The organism is Staphylococcus hyicus (assembly GCF_000816085.1).
GTDB lineage: Bacteria > Bacillota > Bacilli > Staphylococcales > Staphylococcaceae > Staphylococcus > Staphylococcus hyicus.
Window position 1 is genome coordinate 17,778 of sequence record NZ_CP008747.1, and the last position, 21,238, is coordinate 39,015.

Here is a 21,238-nt window from a genome sequence, read left to right on the forward strand (position 1 = left end):
AGGTGATGTGCGTATGCCATCTACGAAAGAAACGATAGAAAACAAAGAAGTCGGTCTCATTGATGTTTTGGATGTCATTTTAGATAAAGGTGTCGTTATCCGCGGAGATTTAATCATTTCAATAGCTAATATTGATTTAGTTTACTTGGATTTACGTGTACTCATCTCTTCTGTTGAAAAACTAATTCAAACTCAAGAAACAGAACGTCGAGATTTAACATCAGAAGATTTTGAAAGACAAAGGAGGGAATTGCTCGATGCCACAGATGAATCAAGTGAACCAAAACGGACGCATCAACTTCAATCAGGACGAAGCTGAAGATGGATTAGCACAACTTGTATTAACTGTTATCGAATTGTTACGTGAAATTGTTGAACGTCATGCCATTCGTCGCGTTGAAAGTGGAACTTTAACGGATGAACAAATTGAAGAATTAGGCATAGCATTGATGGACTTAGAGGAGAAAATGGACGAGCTTAAAGATCACTTCGGCTTTGACGATGAAGATTTAAATATTGACCTCGGACCATTAGGCAGATTGATGTAATACCAACAAAAAGGAGTGAAATGCAATGGCAAATGACCCAAATTTACCACAAAATGGATCAAGTAACTTAGTGGAAGTACTTGAAAAAGTACTTGATAAAGGTGTCGTAATCGCAGGTGACATTCGTGTTGGAATTGCTGATGTCGAGCTCCTTTCCATTAAAATACGTCTAATTGTGGCTTCAGTAGATAAAGCGAAAGAAATTGGTTTAGATTGGTGGGAAACAGATCCATATCTCACTTCAAGAGCGACGGAAAATAAAATGAATCAACAAAAAGATTTAGAATCCGAAAATCAAGAATTGTTGAATAAAATTGAAGCACTTGAAAGTAAAATTAATGAAAATGCGTTAAGTCAAGACACTAAGGTAGAAGAACCAGCGACAGCAAAGAATGGGGGACAAAAAGATGAAGCAAAAGGAGAAGGAAAAGATAATTAAGAAAACGATTGTTGGTGGCATATTAGGCGCTACAATGGGCTATTTGTCTACGTCTAAAAGTAACCCGAAATCAGGAACGATGACGAAAGATCGATTAGAAAATATGAAATCTTTAACGTCACAACTTTTAAATCAACAATCACAATCTAAAAAGTCTAAGTCCTCATTATTTAGTACATTTACTAAAAACAAAGCGACAAAGCGTAAAGGATCTTTATGGGATAAATTCAAAAAAGATCACAAGGGCGATAGAAAGGACAAGAAGTCTATGAAAAAAACGAAAATTAATTCACGTATTTTTCATAATGATGATACGTCAACGAAAGACTCAGATAACAAGGGAAATGTATTAAGCAGTTTGAAAAAAGACAAAAAAGAGAAAACACAATCAGCGTCTAAAACGCCGCGCACAGATGCGAAAAAGGCAAAAGCAAAAGTGAAAGAAGAGGGATCTAATCATGAGAAAAAGAACAAAGGGAAAACTATTTTCAAAAAGTCCGAGAAAAGTGAAAAAAATGGTGATCAAACAAAAAATGAAAAAGCTCGCAAAAAAGATGCGAAAAAAGCTGAAAAGAATGGAAAAGAAGCTAAAATAACAAAGGAAAAAGAGAAATCTTCTTTGTTGGACCGTTTTAAAAAAGATGATCAATCATCTAAAAAAACACGTAAGAAAAAAGAGAAATCAAACAAAGATGACTCTATAAAAGATTCAATTTTAAATAAATTAGGAAAAAATGGTGTGAACAAAAAGAAGGATTTAAAAAAAAAGAAGAAGAAGCAGAAAGAGAACAAGGGGCTTCTCGGGAAAATGAGGAAGTGATTGATATGCCACAAAGTAAAAAAACCTCACCTAGAAGTACAAAAAGCGACCATCAAACTGAAGTAAATGAAACAAAAGAAAAAGACTCTGAAGAAGAGACGTCTAAAAATTCAACTTCAAAAAAGAAAACTACACGCACTAAATCTCAATCTACTGCAACTAAGAAGAAAGCTGCATCCTCTAAAAAAGACGATGCAGCTTCTAAAGACAGTGAAAAAGTAGATGAGAAAGAAGAAAAAGAAGACAAACCGAAGACAACCAGACGTCGAAGAACTACAAAAAAATCGACAAAAGAAGCTGAAAATAAAGAAAAAACAGACGCATCTGAAGATGATGACAAGACAGAAGAAAAACCTAAGCGTAAATCAACGACACGTCGTAGAAAATCTACTAAAAAAACATCTGATGACGCTAACGACACTAAAGATGATAATGATAGCGAAGATAAAGAAGAGAATGCAACTAAGAAAAAAACGACACGTCGTCGTAGAACAACAAAAAATTCAGAAGATGATTCAACTAAAGATGAAAATAATGAAACAACTCATAAATCTACCAAGTCATCTCAAGCGACTACTAAGAAAAAAGATGATGAGGTAAAAGAGGAAGAAGCAACCGAAGAAGCGTCTAAACAAGAAAAAGAAGACGACGCGGAGACTTCGGATTCAGAAACTGTTGATGACAAAGAAAAAGCGAACGATGCGGATGATAAAGAAGCATCTGACGCCCAAGACAAGGAAGAAGACACTGAGGACACAGAAGAAGAATCAGCTGAAGAAGAAGACTCCGAGGACTCAAAAGAAGAATCAGCTGAAGAAGAAGACTCCGAGGACTCAAAAGAAGAAGAGGATGAAGAGGAAGATTCAGAAACAGAGGAAGAATCAGCTGAAGAAGAAGACTCCGAGGACTCAAAAGAAGAAGAGGATGAAGAGGAAGATTCAGAAACAGAGGAAGAATCAGCTGAAGAAGAAGACTCCGAGGACTCAAAAGAGGAGGACGAAGAGGAAGATTCAGAAACAGAGGAAGAAGAATTAGCTGAAGAAGAAGACTCCGAGGACTCAGAAGAAGAGGATGAAGAGGACACTTCAGAAACAGAGGAAGAAGAATCAACTGAAGAAGAAGACTCTGAAGATACGGAAGAAGATAAAGAAGAAAATCAAGACACCACATTATCTGTTAAAGAGCCGAAAAAAGGTTTTTGGGATAAACTGACGAAAAACAAAAAATCAGTGAAAATCAAGAAAAATGAGGTTTCTAAAGAAGCTAAAGGCATTCAAACTAAAATAGAAATCAATGATGATACGGTTTCTAAAAAATAATCGTGTGGGGGTATCAATATGAGTGAAGCGACGAATAAAGACGGTATTTTAGAATCTTTTGTAGAGGCTACGAATGAAAATGGTTTTGCATTAGATATTTCTTTACTTGTTAATGGATCAATTGTTTCAGGGACGTTAGTTTCTGCTGAGGATTACTACAAATCTTTAAGTGAATCGTTTAAAGATGGCAATGATGTTGCTAAAGAATTTAGTGAACAATTTTCAGATGCGAGTGAATCTGCGAAATCAAGCAAAGGTGGCGCGAACTTTATTCATCTCAAAGATGCACGCGTTTATTTAAATGGTAGTCACCCAATTCCATCTGTAGGTTCGACATTATGGAGAGGGCGTTTAACTGAAGTGGATAGTTTCTTCTTAGGTAAAATTACAGAAGCAAAATAATTTTGACAAAAGTTAATGCTAAGCACGTTTTAATAAATGAGTAGCTGGATGGGTCTATTAAGATACATCCAGTTTTTTTATGCGTAAATGTGTAGGGGAGGGGATTTTAATGACATAGCGCGTATTTATGATATTAAAGGTATCTTTTTTGGAAAAACTAATTATCCATCAACGGCAAGAATTCAGTATTTTTAAGACAAACGATAGTCTGACGTCACTCACACCTCAGACTAACCTTATGGTAATTTTTATTGATTTATACTAAAATAGTTTTAATTTTAAGGAGGGGTGAGGTGCAATGGCTTACAATTCGTTTAGGCAAGGTGTCAAAGATTGTATTCCTACGTTGCTCGGTTATGCAGGTGTTGGTTTTTCTTTCGGTATCGTAGGTATTGCCTCTGGCTTTAGTATTTTAGACATCGCGTTACTATCTATACTCGTTTATGCAGGTGCTGCTCAATTTATCATTATTGCATTAATGGCTGTTCAAACGCCTATATGGATTATTGTACTCACAGCACTTGTCGTTAACAGTCGTATGTTTTTATTAAGTATGACTCTCGCCCCAAACTTTAAAGCGACATCTTTACCTCATCGTGTAGGTATCGGATCGTTATTAACGGATGAGACATTTGGTATCGCAATTACACCACATTCAAAAGGAGCTGTAATCGGGAGACGTTGGATGCATGGCATCAATATTACAGCTTACATATTTTGGATTTTTGTATGTATTCTTGGTGCGTTACTCGGTGATATCTTTTCGAATCCTGAAGCGTTAGGATTGGATTATGCGATTATCGCCATGTTTATTTTCCTTATGTTAAGTCAATTTGAAGGTCTTACGAAACCCAAGTTACATCTCTATTTAAAACTGGTATGTATTGTCGTTATACAAATGATGGTATTCAGTCTTGTAATGCCATCTTATATCGCCATTTTAATTACATCAATGGTTACAGCTGCAATAGGGGTGGTGATGGACCGATGACAATGTATATTCTTTGGACCATTATTCTATCTGGTATAGGCACATTATTATTACGTATTACGCCTTTCATCGCAATCGCACAATTACAACTTTCTGAAAAAGTCATTCAATGGTTATCTTTTATACCAATTACATTGTTTGCTGCCTTAGTTGTTGATGGATTGATCATTCAAGAAACTGGTCACTTTGGATTTCGCTTAAACTGGATTTATGTATTCGCAGTTATCCCAACACTTCTCGCTACTTTGATATCAAGGAGTTTAACCATTGCTGTTATTATAGGTATGGTAAGTGTTGCATGTTTAAGACTTATTCTACCTCTGTAAACATTTGCATGAATATTCTGAATACGTTATGATATGAATTAATGAATTGAATACTGAAAGCTTATTAAGAGAAGTTGAGGGATTTGGCCCTGTGATGCTTCAGCAACCACTTAGTGATAAGTACGGTGCTAAAACCAACGAATGTTTCGAGTGATAAGTCAATGATTAACATGAGTTGTATTGCCGTACAGACGGTAGTACAACTTTTTTGTTTAGAGGGAGGGTATGCTAAATTGACACATTATACAGTTGATACACTGCATTTAGGTGAATTTAAAACAGAATCAGGTGAAATGATTCAAGATTTAAAATTGAGATATGAACATGTAGGATATCGAGGACAACCTCTGGTATTAGTATGTCACGCATTAACAGGAAACCATTTAACTTATGGTACAGAAGATAACCCTGGATGGTGGCGTGAAATTATTGATGGAGGCTATATGCCATTACATGATTACCAATTTTTAACATTTAATGTGATTGGAAGTCCATTTGGATCTAGTTCGCGGCTAACAGATTCACAATTCCCTTCGAGGTTAACAATCCGTGATATCGTTCGTGCTATTGAATTAGGGTTACAAGCGCTTCAATTTGAAACGATAGAAGTGTTGATAGGCGCCTCTCTCGGTGGTATGCAAGTACTAGAACTCTTGTATAACCAAAAATTTAAAGTGAAAAAGGCAGTCATTCTGGCTTCTACCGTAAAAACGTCTTCTTATTCACGTGCATTTAATGAAATCGCACGTCAAGCGATACATTTAGGAGGAAGGGAAGGCTTAAGTATTGCGCGACAATTAGGTTTTTTAACATACCGGTCGTCTAAAAGTTATGAAGCGAGATTTACGCCGGATGAAGTAGTAACCTATCAAAAACATCAAGGTGATAAATTTAAAACAAGCTTTGATTTAAAGTGTTACCTCACACTGCTCGATGTTTTAGACAGTCATAATATTTTTAGAGCGCGTCACGATGTGGATGACGTATTTCGTAATTTAAATACGAAAGTGTTAACGATGGGGTTTACTGATGATTTATTATATCCAGACGATCAAGTTGCCGCTATAGGTAATTATTTCAAATATCACCGTCATTTTTTTGTGCCAGATAATGTCGGGCATGATGGCTTTCTACTTAATTTTAATGATTGGGCACCTTATTTATACCATTTCTTAGAACTTTCAAGATTTAGACGCTAAATTTAGACGAATATGTTACATTTTTGTTATAATTATGTAAATGAGATACGCATGAGTTAAGCTGTATTTGAGTTGTGATAACTGAAATACAGCTTACCTATTGTATGAACTAGACTGAAGGCGATATAAAGTTATTTAAATTGTTCAGGTGATCTCAAAACTATTTTAAATGTGTCTTGGCGAAGGTTTTTAACGTATTTTTTTAGATAAAAAAGAAGATGTTTAGCGCGTTCAAATTGTTAAGATAAGCTTAAAGTTAAGCGTATGACGTCTGTTGTAAACCACTCTCAAAGCCTGTAAAATAGTGACTATAAATTTAAGTTTGGAAGTGGCATTATTGTTTTCAAAAATTAAACCTAAAGATACCATATTAGGCACCATTGCATTAATTTTGGTCGCTTTAGTGCTGCATTTTATACCTATATTGGGAGTTATTATAATATTATTTGCACCGCTTCCAGGAATCATTCTTTGGTATCGTTCTAAATATTCATTTGGGATTGCTGCACTGATTTCAATTATGGTCGCAACAATAACAGGAAGTTTATTTGTGCAAACCTTTATGATTGTTTTATTACTTGCGAGTTTAATCATCAGTCAATTATTACTGCATAAAGCTTCAAAAGAACGTATTTTGTATATTGTGTCATTGGTTACAAGTCTAGTAACACTAGGTGCAATGATTCTTTTACAAAGCATTAAAAAACTACCATATGCGCATGAATTAATCGCACCATACAAAAATGTAGTGGATGAAACGATTCGCATGCAAAATTTAGATGCCCAATCAGCGAAAGTGTTGGAAACCTCTGTGCAACAAATGGCTGTTCAAATGCCGAGTTTTATTGTAATAAGCATCACATTATTTTTCATGTTGTCATTGCTTATTTTATTTCCAATATTACGCAAATTTAAAGTGGCCACGCCTGTATATCGACCATTATATTTATGGCAATTAAGAAAATCGATTTTTATCATATACGCTATTGCATTATTAGTTAGCATTTTGACAGAACCATTAACGACCGCTAACAGCATCAGTCAAAACTTTATTATTGTGCTTGGATTCTTACTTGTCATCCAAGGTTTAAGTTTTATTCATTATGCTTGCATGATCAAAAAATTTCCAAAAGGTGTTTCAGTTTTATTCATTGTCGTAGGTGTTATCGCTTACCCGTTAACACGTTTAATTGGTTTGTTGGATCTTGGATTAAATTTAAAAAGCATGCTTAAAAAACGTTAAGAGGTGACAAAATGAAACGTCAGTCGGTAAAGAAATCGTTACTCCTCCCTTTTGTAGTCATTACCTTAATTGCAATAGCGAGTGTCGGTGTGAGCTTTTTCTTTAGTGTTGTGTACGGTTTTATCGCTGCAATATCGTTATTTATCGTATTGATTATTTGTGTTTTTCTATTTAGATGGATTTTTAAACGATTTGATACGTATTTAGATGAGTTGAGTGGTAAAGTGACTTTAGCGAGTGACCGCGCAATTAAAAATATGCCTATTGGTATCATTGTGTTAAATCAACATGATCAAATTGAATGGATGAACAAATTTTTAACAGAACGTACGGAGCGTAACGTGATTTCTGATCCTATTAATGAGGTATATCCTAATATTTTAAAGCAACTTGATAAGGCGAAAGAAATAGAAATGGAAAATAATGGATATACATATCGTGTAAAATATTCAAAAGATGAAGGAATTCTTTATTTTCTCGATGTTTCTGAAGAAGCTGAGATCAAACAAGCATATGACGATGAGCAACCAATCATTGCGACACTCTTTTTAGACAACTATGACGAGATTACGCAAAATATGAATGATACACAGCGTTCAGAAATTAACTCTATGGTGACGCGCGTTATTAGCCGATGGGCACAAGAGCATAATGTATATTTTAAACGCTATAGTTCAGACCAATTCGTGGCCTATTTAAATCGTCGTATTTTACGCGAAATTGAAGAAACCAATTTTGACATTTTAAGTCAATTGCGCGAAAAAAGTGTTGGGTATCGTGCGCAACTTACGTTAAGTATTGGTGTAGGTGAAGGTTCTGAAAATCTCATCGATTTAGGTGAAATGTCTCAATCCGGGCTAGACCTTGCGTTAGGTCGTGGTGGCGACCAAGTTGCGATTAAAACGATGAATGGAAATGTAAGGTTTTATGGCGGTAAAACAGACCCGATGGAAAAACGTACACGTGTAAGGGCACGCGTCATCTCACACGCCTTAAAAGATATTTTACTTGAAGGTGATAAAGTCATTGTAATGGGCCATACGCGTCCAGATTTAGATGCCATTGGTGCGGCTGTTGGTGTGACCCGTTTTGCGATGATGAATAATCTTGAGTCCTATATCATATTGAATGAATCTGACATAGATCCGACTTTACGACGCGTAATGGACGAAATAAATCAAAAGCCAGAGCTTAAAGAGCGTTTTATTACGTCTGATGAAGCTTGGGATATGATGACGAGTAAAACGACATTAGTCATTGTCGATACGCATAAACCTGAAATGGTCATTGATAAAGATATATTAAATAAAGCGAATCGTAAGGTCGTTATTGATCATCATCGACGTGGAGAGGAATTTATTTCTAATCCTTTACTCGTTTATATGGAACCTTATGCAAGTTCGACAGCCGAACTTGTGACAGAGTTATTAGAATATCAAACGACAGAACAACGTTTAACACGTTTAGAATCAACAGTGATGTACGCCGGTATTATTGTTGATACGCGTAACTTTACATTACGTACAGGCTCACGAACATTTGACGCTGCGAGCTATTTGCGTGCCCATGGTGCCGATACCATTTTAACGCAACATTTCTTAAAAGATGATATTGAAACGTATATTAAACGGACAGAGTTGATTCGTACAGTAGATTTACAAGATAATGGTATAGCCATTGCACACGGTGAAGAGCATCAAATATATCATCCTGTAACGGTGGCACAAGCTGCAGATGAGCTATTAAGTTTAGATGGTGTTGAAGCCTCTTACGTCATCGCTAAACGTGAAGATGACCTTGTAGGGATTTCAGCACGATCATTAGGCGAATTTAACGTGCAACTTACAATGGAAGCACTTGGCGGTGGTGGACATTTAACGAATGCGGCTACACAAATGAAAGACGTCACAGTCGAAGAAGCCATTGCACAATTAAAACAAGCCATCCAAGAACAAATCGATAGGAGTGACAATGCATGAAAGTAATTTTCACACAAGATGTTAAAGGTAAAGGTAAAAAAGGTGAAGTCAAAGACGTACCTGTTGGATATGCCAATAACTTTTTAATTAAAAACAATTATGCTGTTGAAGCGACACCAGGTAACTTGAAAAAATTAGAACAACAAAATAAACGTATTGAAAAAGATAAACAACAAGAACTTGATGATGCGAAGGTACTAAAAGCAAAACTTGAATCATTAGAAGTTGAAGTTACTGCCAAATCAGGTGAAAGTGGCAAATTATTCGGATCTGTGAGTACAAAACAAATTGCAGAAGCATTAAATAAACAACATGGCATTAAAATTGATAAACGTAAAATGGAGCTTTCACACGGTATTCAAGCATTAGGTTATACGAACGTACCAGTTAAACTGCATAAAGAAGTAGAAGGCGTTATTCGCGTGCATACGGTGGAGAAATAAATATTTTACTTAGGGCTGAAACAAATGTTTCAGTCCTATTTTTATTAAATTGAAATGTTGAAAGTAAACATACTTCAATTAATTAATGATTAATGAATAGAAGTTATTCATTATAAACAAAGTATGTTTTAGCAAATTCAACTGTTCATTAAAACGTCTTTGGTTTTATTACATTATATACGTAACTTACAGTCTTATTTTTCAAATCCTTTATGACATCTATTAATTTTCTAGGAATGAACCCTAACTAGTGTTAAAATATGTAAAGTATATAAAAGCACGTAGGGAGGTTAATCGCATGGATGGAATGTATGAGCATCAACAAATGCCACATAGTCATGAAGCGGAACAATCCGTTTTAGGTGCGATATTTTTAGATCCTGAATTGATGTCGTCAACACAAGAAATTTTATTACCTGAATCTTTTTATCGCACTGCCCATCAACATATTTTCCGTGCGATGATGAACCTTAATGAGGATGGCAATGACATCGATATTGTTACGGTGTTAGACCGTCTTACTCAAGATGGGGTCATCAGTGAGTCCGGGGGACCAGAATATCTTGCTGAAATTACATCAAATGTTCCGACGACGCGTAACATTCAATACTATACGGATGTTGTCTTTAAAAATGCGGTTAAACGAAAATTAATTCACACAGCAGATAGTATAGCAAATGATGGCTATAATGAAGAGTTAGACATTGATACCGTTTTAAATGATGCAGAGCGTCGTATTTTAGAATTATCTTCTACGCGTGAAAGTGATGGTTTTAAAGATATTCGTGATGTTCTAGGACAAGTGTATGATAATGCGGAAGCGCTTGATCAAAATAGCGGTCAGACGCCAGGGATTCCTACAGGCTATCGTGATCTTGACCAAATGACAGCAGGATTTAACCGTAACGATTTAATCATTTTAGCGGCACGTCCATCGGTAGGTAAGACTGCCTTTGCATTAAACATCGCACAAAAAGTTGCAACCCATGAAGATCAATATACGGTCGGTATTTTCTCGCTCGAGATGGGTGCGGACCAACTGGCAACACGTATGATATGTAGTTCCGGAAATGTTGATTCTAACCGTTTACGTACAGGTACTATGACGGAAGAGGATTGGAATCGATTTACAGTAGCGGTCGGTAAACTTTCTCGTACAAAAATATTTATCGATGATACACCAGGGATCCGTATTACCGATTTGCGTTCCAAATGTCGTCGATTGAAGCAAGAACATGGACTTGATATGATTGTGATTGACTATTTACAGTTGATTCAAGGAAGTGGTTCGCGTGCATCTGATAACCGTCAACAAGAAGTTTCTGAGATTTCACGTATGCTAAAAGGGATTGCCCGTGAGTTAGAGTGTCCTGTAATTGCATTGAGTCAGTTATCACGTGGTGTGGAGCAACGTCAAGATAAGCGACCAATGATGAGTGATATTCGTGAATCTGGATCAATTGAACAAGATGCCGACATTGTTGCCTTTTTATATCGTGATGATTATTATAATCGCGGTGATGGCGATGAAGATGATGACGACGCAGGGTTTGAACCTCAAACAAATAATGAAAATGGTGAGATTGAAATCATTATCGCCAAGCAACGTAACGGCCCTACAGGGACAGTGAAATTGCACTTCATGAAACAATATAATAAATTTACAGATATTGATTATGCACATGCTGATATGGGTTAAATAAAATGTGACAAATTTAAGTCTAAAAAATAATTTTTCCGTACATTAAACGATTAAATGATTTTAATGTACGGTTTTTTAATTGATTTTTCGATTGTATTTTGTGTTAAGTATGGATTTTGAAATGTTTATTTTCTACTATAAACGCTATAATAATGCGCAGTCATAAGCTTGAGGAGACATTCAACGCAACAACGTCATGAAAATTTTCATAGATTTTAACGTTCGTTTTTTGGTTTGCATTCCACCAAGCATACTGGTAAAATACACTTTGGTTAATTGAGAAAACGTTGGAGGTGCTCTTATGTCATCAATCGTAGTAGTTGGGACACAATGGGGAGACGAAGGTAAAGGTAAAATTACAGACTTTTTAGCAGAACAAGCAGATGTGATTACACGTTTTTCAGGCGGTAATAATGCAGGACATACAATTAAATTCGATGGTGAAACTTACAAACTTCATTTGGTGCCATCAGGTATTTTTTATAAAGAAAAATTATCAGTTATTGGTAACGGTGTAGTCGTAGATCCTGTTGCTTTATTAAAAGAATTAGATGGCTTAAATGAACGTGGAATTGCGACTGATAATCTGCGCATTTCTAACCGTGCACACGTCATTCTACCGTATCACTTAAAACAAGACGAATTAGAAGAAGAGCGTCGTGGTGATAATAAAATCGGTACTACGAAAAAAGGTATCGGCCCAGCTTACGTAGATAAAGCACAACGTATTGGCATTCGTATGGCAGATCTTTTAGACAAAGAGGTTTTCGAACAACGCTTAAAAGAAAATTTAGCATATAAAAATGACTATTTCCAAGGTATGTTTAAACAAGATGCACCATCGTTTGATGATATTTTCGAACCGTATTACGAAGCTGGTCAACGTCTTGCACAGTATGTGACAGACACAGCTAAAGTATTAGATGATGCATTCGTAGCTGACGAAAAAGTTCTATTTGAAGGTGCACAAGGTGTTATGTTAGACATCGACCACGGAACGTATCCTTTTGTAACGTCAAGTAACCCGGTTGCTGGTAACGTTACAGTAGGTACAGGTGTTGGTCCTACACACGTATCTAAAGTGGTAGGTGTATGTAAAGCATATACGTCACGTGTAGGTGATGGTCCATTCCCAACAGAATTATTTAATGAAGAAGGTCACCACATTCGCGAAGTTGGTCGTGAATACGGTACGACTACAGGACGTCCGCGTCGTGTAGGTTGGTTTGATTCGGTCGTGTTACGTCACTCTCGCCGTGTAAGTGGAATTACGGATTTATCAATTAATTCTATCGACGTGTTAACAGGTTTAGATACAGTTAAAATTTGTACAGCGTATGAGCTTGATGGTAAAGAAATTACAGAATACCCTGCTAACTTAAATGACTTAAAACGTTGTAAACCAATTTTTGAAGAACTACCTGGTTGGACGGAAGATATTACAGGTGTGCGTAGTTTAGATGAATTACCTGACAATGCGCGTCGTTACTTAGAACGTATTTCAGAATTATGTAACGTTCACATTTCTATCTTCTCAGTAGGTCCAGACCGCAACCAAACAAATATTGTTGAAAAATTATGGGTATAATCCATCAGAGGTAAGACTTACCGCAATATTACGGTAAGACTGACGCATGATATAAAAGCCAGCAAAGTCACAGATTTTGCTGGCTTTTTTGTATATTATTGATTATGTTCATTTCGGTCTATCATTGCCATATGAAGGTCGTGAATCATCGCGATGAGTGGACGGATGATCATCTGAATACTCCCAATAACGAATAATACAGTGCCTTGAAATACGGTAGAATCGGAGAAAAATAAAAAACTACCGATGAGAAAAATGAGGCCAATTACGACGTCATTAAGTTGGTATAGCGCTTTATAGACAAATGATTTTCTATTTTTTTGGTCTCTAAAGTTAATATTGGGTTGTGTTTTTTTAGGCATACGTGCACCTCTCCCTTAAGTTTGTAATATACTTTACCCGTAATTGTGTTATAGAAAAGGTGTGAATAAAATAAGAATTTATATACCTATATGCTGTATGTTTTTTTCATTTAAATGCCATTTATTCGAGAATTAAAAGGATGAACATACCACATTTATACAGTTAAACCCCTGATATTAAAGGGTTTTCAACCGCTATATTACTTTTGTAAAGCGTGTGTGAAAAATTATTGAAAAAAATTTAAAATTTATCTTGCCAACGTGAAAATGGGGTGCTATAATCAATCTTGTGTTCAAAAGAGGCTCCTTGGTCAAGCGGTTAAGACACCGCCCTTTCACGGCGGTAACACGGGTTCGAGTCCCGTAGGAGTCACCATGATATGGTCCCGTAGTGGAGCGGTTTAACACGCCTGCCTGTCACGCAGGAGATCGCGGGTTCGATTCCCGTCGGGACCGCTACTTGCTCATCCAAATATGGATGGGCATTTTTTTATGCTAGGAATACGTACACCAGTTATTTATATCTTAATGGCAACCTATGATATCGATATGTTTATCATAGTGTTGCCTTTTTCTTTCTCTCATTGACGTATAAAGTAAATGATAGAATTTGCCCCTTAGAAGTGATACATTATAAGGTATAGGATTATGCCAATTGGAAACGTATAATTTTGCACTTTAATATGAAATGGGGTCAAAGCATATGGCGAGAAAAGTAGTCGTAGTCGACGATGAAAAACCAATTGCGGATATATTAGAATTTAACTTGAAAAAAGAAGGTTACGAGGTTTATGTAGCCTACGACGGTGATGATGCCGTGGACTTAATTTATGAAAAAGAACCAGATATCGTATTATTAGACATTATGTTACCTGGTCGAGACGGTATGGAAGTATGCCGTGAAGTACGTAAAAAATATGAAATGCCAATCATTATGTTAACTGCCAAAGACTCAGAAATTGATAAAGTTCTTGGTTTAGAGCTTGGCGCAGATGACTACGTTACAAAACCGTTTAGTACACGTGAATTGATTGCGCGTGTTAAAGCGAATTTACGACGTCATTATACACAACCAACACAAGATACAGAAGTTCAATCAAATGACATCACGATTAAAGATATTGTCATTTATCCAGACGCGTATTCTATTAAGAAGCGTGGGGAAGACATTGATTTAACACATCGTGAGTTTGAATTATTCCATTATTTAGCAAATCATATGGGTCAAGTGATGACACGTGAACATTTACTACAAACGGTGTGGGGTTATGATTACTTTGGCGACGTACGTACCGTAGATGTCACGATTCGTCGTTTGCGTGAAAAAATTGAAGACGATCCGTCTCACCCAGACTATATCGTAACACGTCGTGGTGTAGGCTATTTTCTACAACAACATGATTAGAGGATGCTTAATATGAAGTGGTTAAAACAATTTCAATCCCTTCACACAAAGCTCGTTATTGTTTATGTGTTACTTATCATTATCGGAATGCAAATTATCGGTCTCTATTTTACAAATAGTCTTGAGAAAGAGATGACGGATACCTTTAAAACCAATATTTCTCAAAATGCGAAACAAATTGAGCTCAGTATAGAGAAAATCTATGCGGATGAAAATGGCACGACCAACACTCAAAAAGATATTCAAAATCTTTTAAATGAATATGCCAACCGCAATGAAATGATTGAAATACGCTTCATCGATACGGATCAAATCATTTTAGCGACGTCTAAACAATCTAATCGTCATATGATTAATCAAAAAGCGAATGAAAGCTCGATTCAAAAAGCACTTTCTCTCGGTCAAGAAAATTCGGATACCGTACTTAAAGATTATGGTGAAGGCAAACAACGGGTGTGGGTAAAAAACATGCCTGTAACGACGAGTAAAGGACTTATCGGTGATATCTATATTGAATCGAATATCAACCAAGTCTATGATCAATTGAGCAACATCAATCAAATCTTTATCGTCGGAACGTTAATTTCTCTTATTATTACTGTGATATTGGGATTCTTTATCGCACGTACCATTACCAAACCGATTACCGATATGCGTAACCAAACGGTAGAAATGTCAAAAGGGAATTACACACAACGTGTGAAAATTTACGGCAATGACGAGATTGGTGAGTTGGCGCTTGCCTTCAATAACTTGTCAAAACGTGTACAAGAAGCACAAGCCAATACCGAGAGTGAAAAGCGTCGTCTAGACTCTGTCATTACCCACATGAGTGACGGTATTATTGCAACAGACCGTCGAGGACGTGTGCGCATTATTAACGATATGGCACTGAAAATGCTTGGTAAGATGAAAGAAGATGTCACGGGACAACATATTTTTGATATTTTAGATTTACGTGACACATATACGTTAGAAGAATTAAGCGATAACCACGATAGTTTTCTTCTCGATATTAACGAAGACGAAGGCATTATTGCACGTGTGAACTTTAGTAATATTGTTCAACACACGGGTTTTGTTACCGGCTATATCGCTGTGCTACACGACGTTACCGAGCAACAACAAGTGGAAAAAGAACGTCGTGAATTCGTGGCGAACGTGTCCCATGAATTACGTACACCATTAACATCAATGAATAGTTATATTGAAGCCTTAGAAGAAGGAGCTTGGAAAGACGAGTCCATTGCGCCGCAATTCTTATCGGTAACGCGAGAAGAAACAGAACGCATGATTCGTCTCGTCAACGATTTACTTCACTTATCAAAAATGGATAATGAAACAGAACAAATCACAAAAGAAATTGTTGATTTTAATATGTTCGTCAACAAAATCATCAATCGTCATGAGATGTCGGCGAAAGACACGACATTCGTCCGTGATATTCCACATAAATCCATTTTCACAGAAATAGATCCAGATAAGATGACACAAGTATTCGATAACGTCATTACGAATGCGATTAAATATTCTCGTGGTGAAAAACGTGTCGAGTTTCACGTGAAACAAAATGCGGTACATAATCGTGTGACCGTTCGAATCAAAGATAATGGGATAGGTATCCCTATTAATAAAGTCGATAAGATTTTTGATCGCTTTTTCCGTGTCGACAAAGCACGTACCCGTAAAATGGGTGGTACAGGTCTCGGACTTGCGATTTCTAAAGAGATTGTCGAAGCGCATAATGGACGTATATGGGCGAATAGTGTCGAAGGTCAAGGCACATCCATTTTCATTACGCTACCATGTGAAATTATAGAAGATGGTGATTGGGATGCAGACTAAAGAACTCATCAAATCCATCATCTTAGGACTTCTTGTTTTAATGAGTATTATTTTGACTGTGATGATATGGAATTTCTCACCTGATGTGGCAGATACATACAGTGATCCACATCATGAAAATACGAAGGCAATTGGCGCACGGTATGATAAAGAAGCATCACAAGTCATGACGCCGAATCAAATGGTCCATGTGAATCAAGATAAAATTGAAGGGACATCAGCAACACCTGCTGTGAATGAGTTAGCGCGTCTATTCAGCAAACATCACATATCTAAAGTAGAAGAATTTTCAAATGAGCATGTGTTATCGTTAGAGACATTAAGTGATGATCTGGTCGTTTTAGACTACCCGACAGACACACCGCTTGCGATGTACTTAAATGAAGTGATGAATGTCCCTGCAAAAGTGCCTTCTAATTTTAAATTTAATCGCATCATTTTAGATATGAATAGTCGTCATGACATTGATGTTTATGCGATTGATGCGGATCGTCAACGTGCAATCAAAATGACGACGGATGTACCTGTGCGCACAGTGAAAGGACACCTTGATGACATGTCGTCAAACCTTGAACCGTACACAGATATTTTGACAGATCAAACGACTGTGAATAAAGCGACGTATTTATATGCGCCTAAGTCACCGAAAGATTTACGTACGTATCGGACAATTTTCAATAACATTAATGTTGAAGATCTTAATTCAATTCTCTTTGACGATACGCCAATTGTACGCACAACTCGAAGCGGTACAACGACGTACAACAACAATACCGGTATGGTGAATTATGATGCGAATAACGAAACATACAGTTATACAAACTTATCAGAAGATGAACATAGTACGCGTGATATGAATATTAGTATTCCCAGAACTTTTGATTATATTAATAAGCACGGCGGGTTTACCGACGATTTCCGATTATTTAAAGCGAATGGCGCAAAAGGTGAAATGATTTATCAAATGTTCATTAACGGTAGACCGATTTTTGATTCAACGATACGTAATCAAATACGTGTAATTTGGGGTGAACGCGGCATTTTCGAATATAGTCGTGGATTATTAAAAACGAATGTGACCGTAGATAATGGTGAAAAACCTAGAGCATTACTACCTGCAGAAGACGTGCGATCAAAGCTGGCAAGTAATGGTCGCGTGGATTTTTCTAAAGTAGATCAAATGATAGTGGGCTATCGTATGAACACGAAAGAATCTTCAAATGATGGGATTGAAATCCAACATAATAGTCAATTTGTACCAACATGGTATATCAAATATGATAATGATTGGTATGAATTTCGAGATGGGGAGTTGATTAAACCGTGAACTGGAAACAAGCAAAAACCCTTTTCATCGTCGTCTTCTTCCTCACAAATATTTGTTTAATTTATATTTATGTTGATAAAGTGAATAAATCACAAGTCAATGATTCAGAAAATGACAATGCCGTTAATTTTGAACAAGAGGATATTAAACTGCCTAAAGATATGCCGAATGTGAATGGGGTAAAAATGCAGCTCATTACAGGTGACTCTCATGATTTTGAAAAAGACGTTAAAGATGATGATAATGCAGAAACCAGTAAAGATGGCTTTACATTAACTCAAAAAATGACGCATGCTGTTAACGTGAGTCAAGACCCCATTTCGATATTAAAACCGTACATCAATGCCAATATTTATGGTGGCAGTCAATATCAATATCATGAAACAAGAGACGGTAAAATCATTTATGAACAAACGTATGATGGCTTTCCGATTATGAATAATAATCGTGCACGGTTGTCTTTTGATGTTGATGGTAATAAGACAAAATCTTTTACACAATCGACAATGGAAGACATCCGTCCGTCTAAAGGTGAAAATAATAAACCTCGTAACGTCATGAGTGCACGTGAAGCAATTGAAACACTGTATTATAATCAATATTTAAAAGCGGGTCAGTCAGTAGATAGCATTCGACTCGGTTACTACACGGTAGTAAAAGAAACCAATGTTCAAGTACTACAAGCAAACTGGGAGATTACCGTAAGTAAAAAAGGAAAAAAACATACGTATTACGTTGAAGCGGTGTCCTCAAATCCGCAAATTACAGAATAATAGAAAGGGTGGTCACTTGATACGAATGAGTGTCCTCGCAAGTGGCAGTACAGGTAACGCCACTTATGTAGAGAGTGATAAAGGAAGCCTGTTAGTCGATGTCGGTTTAACAGGTAAGAAAATGGAAACACTTTTCGATCAAATCGACCGAAAAATTTCTGATTTAAATGGCATTTTAGTGACGCATGAACACTCCGACCATATTAAAGGTTTAGGCGTTTTGGCGAGAAAATATAACTTGCCAGTTTATGCGAATGAAAAAACATGGACGTGCATAGAGAAGAAAGATTCGCGTATTCCAAGTGCACAAAAATTTATTTTCAATCCATACGAAACGAAATCAATCGCTGGGTTTGATGTGGAATCCTTTAACGTGTCTCATGATGCGATAGATCCACAATTTTACATTTTCCATAATGACTATAAAAAACTGACACTGATTACGGATACAGGCTATGTGTCTGACCGTATGAAAGGCATGATTCGTGGTAGCGATGCATTTATTTTTGAAAGTAATCACGACGTTGATATGTTACGCATGTGTCGCTATCCATGGAAAACGAAACAACGGATTTTAAGTGATATGGGTCACGTCTCAAATGAAGACGCTGCACACGCGATGGCAGACGTCATTACAGGCCAAACGAAACGCATCTATTTATCACATCTCTCACAAGACAATAATATGAAAGATTTAGCACGCATGAGTGTCGGTCAAATTTTACGCGAACATGATATTGATACGGTCAATGAAGTGAAATTATGTGATACAGATAAAGCACTAGCGACACCCATCTATACGCTATAACAACATTAAGGGTTAAAAACGACATATTGCGTTTTTAACCCTTTTTTTAATCTTCTACATTGATGTATATCTATATAGATGTTAATCTATGTTTTGTTAGGAGTGGATGACAATGACTTATCAAAAGTTAGCACAACAACTCAAAATGATCTCTGATGTGAACCGATTAGAAATCATCAACATGTTATCATGCGGTGAATTATGCGCATGTGACTTACTCGAACACTTTCAGATTTCACAACCCACACTGAGTCATCATATGAAAATCCTTGTTGAAGGTAATATGGTCAATATGCGTAAAGAAGGTAATAAACGCATGTATCAACTGAATCATCACGTTTTCAATGAACTCAAAGAGGCGTTAAAATACCTTACGACGCCAACGTCAACGTGTGCATGTCATTCTTTAAAGATGGGTGATTGTGAAGGATGATGATACTTGCGATAACTATATTTTTGTTGACGCTTGTTTTTGTGATTTGGCAACCCAAAGGTTTAGATATTGGTATTACGGCGTGTGTCGGCGCTGTCGTCGCAATACTGACGGGTGTCGTCGATTTAAGTGATGTCGGTGAAGTGACGGGAATTGTTTGGAATGCGACCCTCACCTTCATTGCGATTATTCTGATATCATTAATCCTTGATGAAATAGGGTTCTTTGAATGGGCCGCCCTTCATATGGTACAAGCTTCAAAAGGTAATGGCTTTAGAATGTTTCTATATATTATGACACTTGGCGCAATCGTTGCTGCATTCTTTGCGAATGATGGTGCTGCCTTAATTTTAACGCCAATCGTGCTCGCAATGATGCGCCACTTAGGATTTAAAGCGCGGGCAGTCTTCCCTTTCATTATAGCAAGTGGTTTTATTGCGGATACAACGTCTTTGCCCCTTGTCGTGAGTAACCTTGTGAATATCGTTTCAGCAGATTATTTCGACATCGGCTTTGTTGAATATTTAAGTCGGATGTGGATTCCGAATGTGTTTTCATTTGGTGCAAGCATTGTTGTATTATGGCTTTATTTTAAAAGAGCGATACCCAAATCATTTGATATTAATCATTTGAAAAAACCAACACATGCCATTAAAGATTGGCAACTCTTTTATCTGTCATGGTGGATATTAGGCTTTTTATTTATAGGTTATCTCGCAAGCGAATTGGTGAAAGTGCCTGTTTCATTCATCGCATGTACGATTGCTGCCATTTTTATTGTGGTCGCACGGCGCTCTCCAGCAGTTCATACAAGTGCTGTCGTTAAAGGCGCGCCATGGAATATCGTATTTTTCTCTATCGGTATGTATCTTGTCGTCTTTGGATTAAAAAATGTCGGCATTACGACATTACTTGGCAACACGTTATCCATGGTTGCAGCGCACGGATTGTTTGCGAGTGTCATGGGGATGGGCTTGATGTCTGCAATTTTATCTGCGGTTATGAACAATATGCCGACCGTCATGATCGATGCGCTTGCGATACATCAAGCAGGTGTGACGGGCAGTCTAAAAGAAGGGATGATTTATGCGAATGTAATTGGGGCAGATTTAGGACCCAAAATCACGCCTATCGGTTCACTTGCAACGTTATTATGGCTTCATGTGTTAGCACAAAAAGGCGTCAAAATTTCTTGGGGAATGTATTTCAAAATAGGTATCATCATCACATTCCCTGTGCTAGTCATTACATTACTCGGACTTTATCTGACATTGATATTATTTTAA

General features: G+C 36.8%; 21 protein-coding genes, 2 tRNA genes, 1 pseudogene and 1 riboswitch. Of the genes and pseudogenes, 23 read left to right on the forward strand and 1 reads right to left on the reverse strand.

Features of this window, described 5'->3' with window-relative positions:
* The first annotated feature begins 13 nt into the window (after window positions 1-13).
* The 14 genes and pseudogenes from SHYC_RS00085 (at window position 14) to SHYC_RS00150 (ending at window position 12,999) form a co-directional block, all read left to right on the forward strand.
* Entirely contained in the window at window positions 14-319 is a 306-nt protein-coding gene (locus SHYC_RS00085; RefSeq protein WP_037565174.1) for a gas vesicle protein, read from the forward strand.
* Window positions 258-548, forward strand: coding sequence for a gas vesicle protein K (locus SHYC_RS00090; protein ID WP_371129317.1), 291 nt, complete (start codon window positions 258-260; stop codon window positions 546-548). The genes SHYC_RS00085 and SHYC_RS00090 overlap by 62 nt, the downstream gene beginning before the upstream one ends.
* Before the next feature lie 25 nt (window positions 549-573).
* Window positions 574-885: pseudogene (locus tag SHYC_RS00095) on the forward strand (gas vesicle protein); the annotation flags it as partial.
* A gap of 70 nt (window positions 886-955) precedes the next feature.
* Window positions 956-1,807 (forward strand): hypothetical protein, encoded by an 852-nt coding sequence (locus SHYC_RS00100; protein ID WP_039643419.1) that lies wholly within the window; start codon window positions 956-958, stop codon window positions 1,805-1,807.
* A 5-nt stretch (window positions 1,808-1,812) separates the two neighbouring features.
* On the forward strand, window positions 1,813-3,126 hold the full coding sequence (locus tag SHYC_RS11770) for a hypothetical protein (RefSeq protein ID WP_052257748.1): 1,314 nt from the start codon (window positions 1,813-1,815) through the stop codon (window positions 3,124-3,126).
* Window positions 3,127-3,144: 18 nt separating this feature from the next.
* Window positions 3,145-3,528 carry a gas vesicle accessory protein GvpU gene (gvpU, locus tag SHYC_RS00110; protein WP_039643421.1) on the forward strand — a complete coding sequence of 128 codons (384 nt, stop codon included), beginning with the start codon at window positions 3,145-3,147 and terminating at the stop codon, window positions 3,526-3,528.
* Between the two features lie 298 nt (window positions 3,529-3,826).
* Entirely contained in the window at window positions 3,827-4,519 is a 693-nt protein-coding gene (locus SHYC_RS00115) for an AzlC family ABC transporter permease (RefSeq protein WP_039643423.1), read from the forward strand.
* Window positions 4,516-4,845 (forward strand): AzlD domain-containing protein, encoded by a 330-nt coding sequence (locus SHYC_RS00120; RefSeq protein ID WP_039643425.1) that lies wholly within the window; start codon window positions 4,516-4,518, stop codon window positions 4,843-4,845. The genes SHYC_RS00115 and SHYC_RS00120 overlap by 4 nt, the downstream gene beginning before the upstream one ends.
* A 58-nt stretch (window positions 4,846-4,903) precedes the next feature.
* Window positions 4,904-5,005, forward strand: a riboswitch (SAM riboswitch).
* Window positions 5,006-5,078: 73 nt separating this feature from the next.
* Window positions 5,079-6,044, forward strand: a complete 966-nt coding sequence (metX, locus tag SHYC_RS00125; RefSeq protein WP_039643427.1) for a homoserine O-acetyltransferase MetX — start codon at window positions 5,079-5,081, stop codon at window positions 6,042-6,044.
* A 304-nt stretch (window positions 6,045-6,348) separates the two neighbouring features.
* Window positions 6,349-7,287, forward strand: a complete 939-nt coding sequence (locus SHYC_RS00130) for a DUF2232 domain-containing protein (protein ID WP_231912783.1) — start codon at window positions 6,349-6,351, stop codon at window positions 7,285-7,287.
* Between the two features lie 11 nt (window positions 7,288-7,298).
* Window positions 7,299-9,266 carry a DHH family phosphoesterase gene (locus SHYC_RS00135; RefSeq protein WP_039643431.1) on the forward strand — a complete coding sequence of 656 codons (1,968 nt, stop codon included), beginning with the start codon at window positions 7,299-7,301 and terminating at the stop codon, window positions 9,264-9,266.
* Window positions 9,263-9,709: a 50S ribosomal protein L9 gene (gene rplI / locus SHYC_RS00140; protein WP_039643433.1), complete on the forward strand. Its 447-nt coding sequence runs from the start codon at window positions 9,263-9,265 to the stop codon at window positions 9,707-9,709. Before SHYC_RS00135 ends, rplI begins: the two co-directional genes overlap by 4 nt.
* Window positions 9,710-10,007: 298 nt before the next feature.
* Window positions 10,008-11,408, forward strand: a complete 1,401-nt coding sequence (gene dnaB, locus SHYC_RS00145; RefSeq protein ID WP_039643435.1) for a replicative DNA helicase — start codon at window positions 10,008-10,010, stop codon at window positions 11,406-11,408.
* Window positions 11,409-11,712: 304 nt separating this feature from the next.
* Complete coding sequence (locus SHYC_RS00150; RefSeq protein WP_039643437.1) at window positions 11,713-12,999, forward strand: adenylosuccinate synthase; 1,287 nt, start codon at window positions 11,713-11,715, stop codon at window positions 12,997-12,999.
* Window positions 13,000-13,094: 95 nt separating this feature from the next.
* Here SHYC_RS00150 and SHYC_RS00155 read toward each other — a convergent pair whose 3' ends face one another.
* The gene (locus SHYC_RS00155) at window positions 13,095-13,361 is read right to left on the reverse strand and encodes a YrhK family protein (RefSeq protein ID WP_039643439.1); all 267 of its coding nucleotides are present in this window, start codon (window positions 13,359-13,361) and stop codon (window positions 13,095-13,097) included.
* A gap of 301 nt (window positions 13,362-13,662) precedes the next feature.
* Here SHYC_RS00155 and SHYC_RS00160 point away from each other — a divergent pair.
* From SHYC_RS00160 to arsB, 9 genes are all read left to right on the forward strand, one after another.
* Window positions 13,663-13,737 (forward strand) — tRNA-Glu (locus tag SHYC_RS00160).
* Between the two features lie 6 nt (window positions 13,738-13,743).
* A tRNA-Asp gene (locus tag SHYC_RS00165) sits at window positions 13,744-13,817 on the forward strand.
* A 247-nt stretch (window positions 13,818-14,064) separates the two neighbouring features.
* Window positions 14,065-14,766, forward strand: a complete 702-nt coding sequence (gene yycF, locus SHYC_RS00170; RefSeq protein ID WP_037565202.1) for a response regulator YycF — start codon at window positions 14,065-14,067, stop codon at window positions 14,764-14,766.
* 12 nt (window positions 14,767-14,778) lie between these two features.
* Window positions 14,779-16,611 (forward strand): cell wall metabolism sensor histidine kinase WalK, encoded by a 1,833-nt coding sequence (gene walK / locus SHYC_RS00175; protein ID WP_039643441.1) that lies wholly within the window; start codon window positions 14,779-14,781, stop codon window positions 16,609-16,611.
* A complete protein-coding gene (locus SHYC_RS00180) occupies window positions 16,601-17,938 on the forward strand; it encodes a YycH family regulatory protein (protein ID WP_039643443.1) in 1,338 nt (445 codons plus the stop codon). Before walK ends, SHYC_RS00180 begins: the two co-directional genes overlap by 11 nt.
* Window positions 17,935-18,711 carry a two-component system regulatory protein YycI gene (locus SHYC_RS00185; RefSeq protein WP_039643445.1) on the forward strand — a complete coding sequence of 259 codons (777 nt, stop codon included), beginning with the start codon at window positions 17,935-17,937 and terminating at the stop codon, window positions 18,709-18,711. Before SHYC_RS00180 ends, SHYC_RS00185 begins: the two co-directional genes overlap by 4 nt.
* Window positions 18,712-18,736: 25 nt before the next feature.
* Complete coding sequence (locus tag SHYC_RS00190) at window positions 18,737-19,519, forward strand: MBL fold metallo-hydrolase (protein WP_039643447.1); 783 nt, start codon at window positions 18,737-18,739, stop codon at window positions 19,517-19,519.
* Between the two features lie 112 nt (window positions 19,520-19,631).
* Window positions 19,632-19,952 (forward strand): ArsR/SmtB family transcription factor, encoded by a 321-nt coding sequence (locus tag SHYC_RS00195; RefSeq protein ID WP_039643450.1) that lies wholly within the window; start codon window positions 19,632-19,634, stop codon window positions 19,950-19,952.
* Complete coding sequence (arsB, locus tag SHYC_RS00200) at window positions 19,949-21,238, forward strand: arsenite efflux transporter membrane subunit ArsB (protein ID WP_039643452.1); 1,290 nt, start codon at window positions 19,949-19,951, stop codon at window positions 21,236-21,238. Before SHYC_RS00195 ends, arsB begins: the two co-directional genes overlap by 4 nt.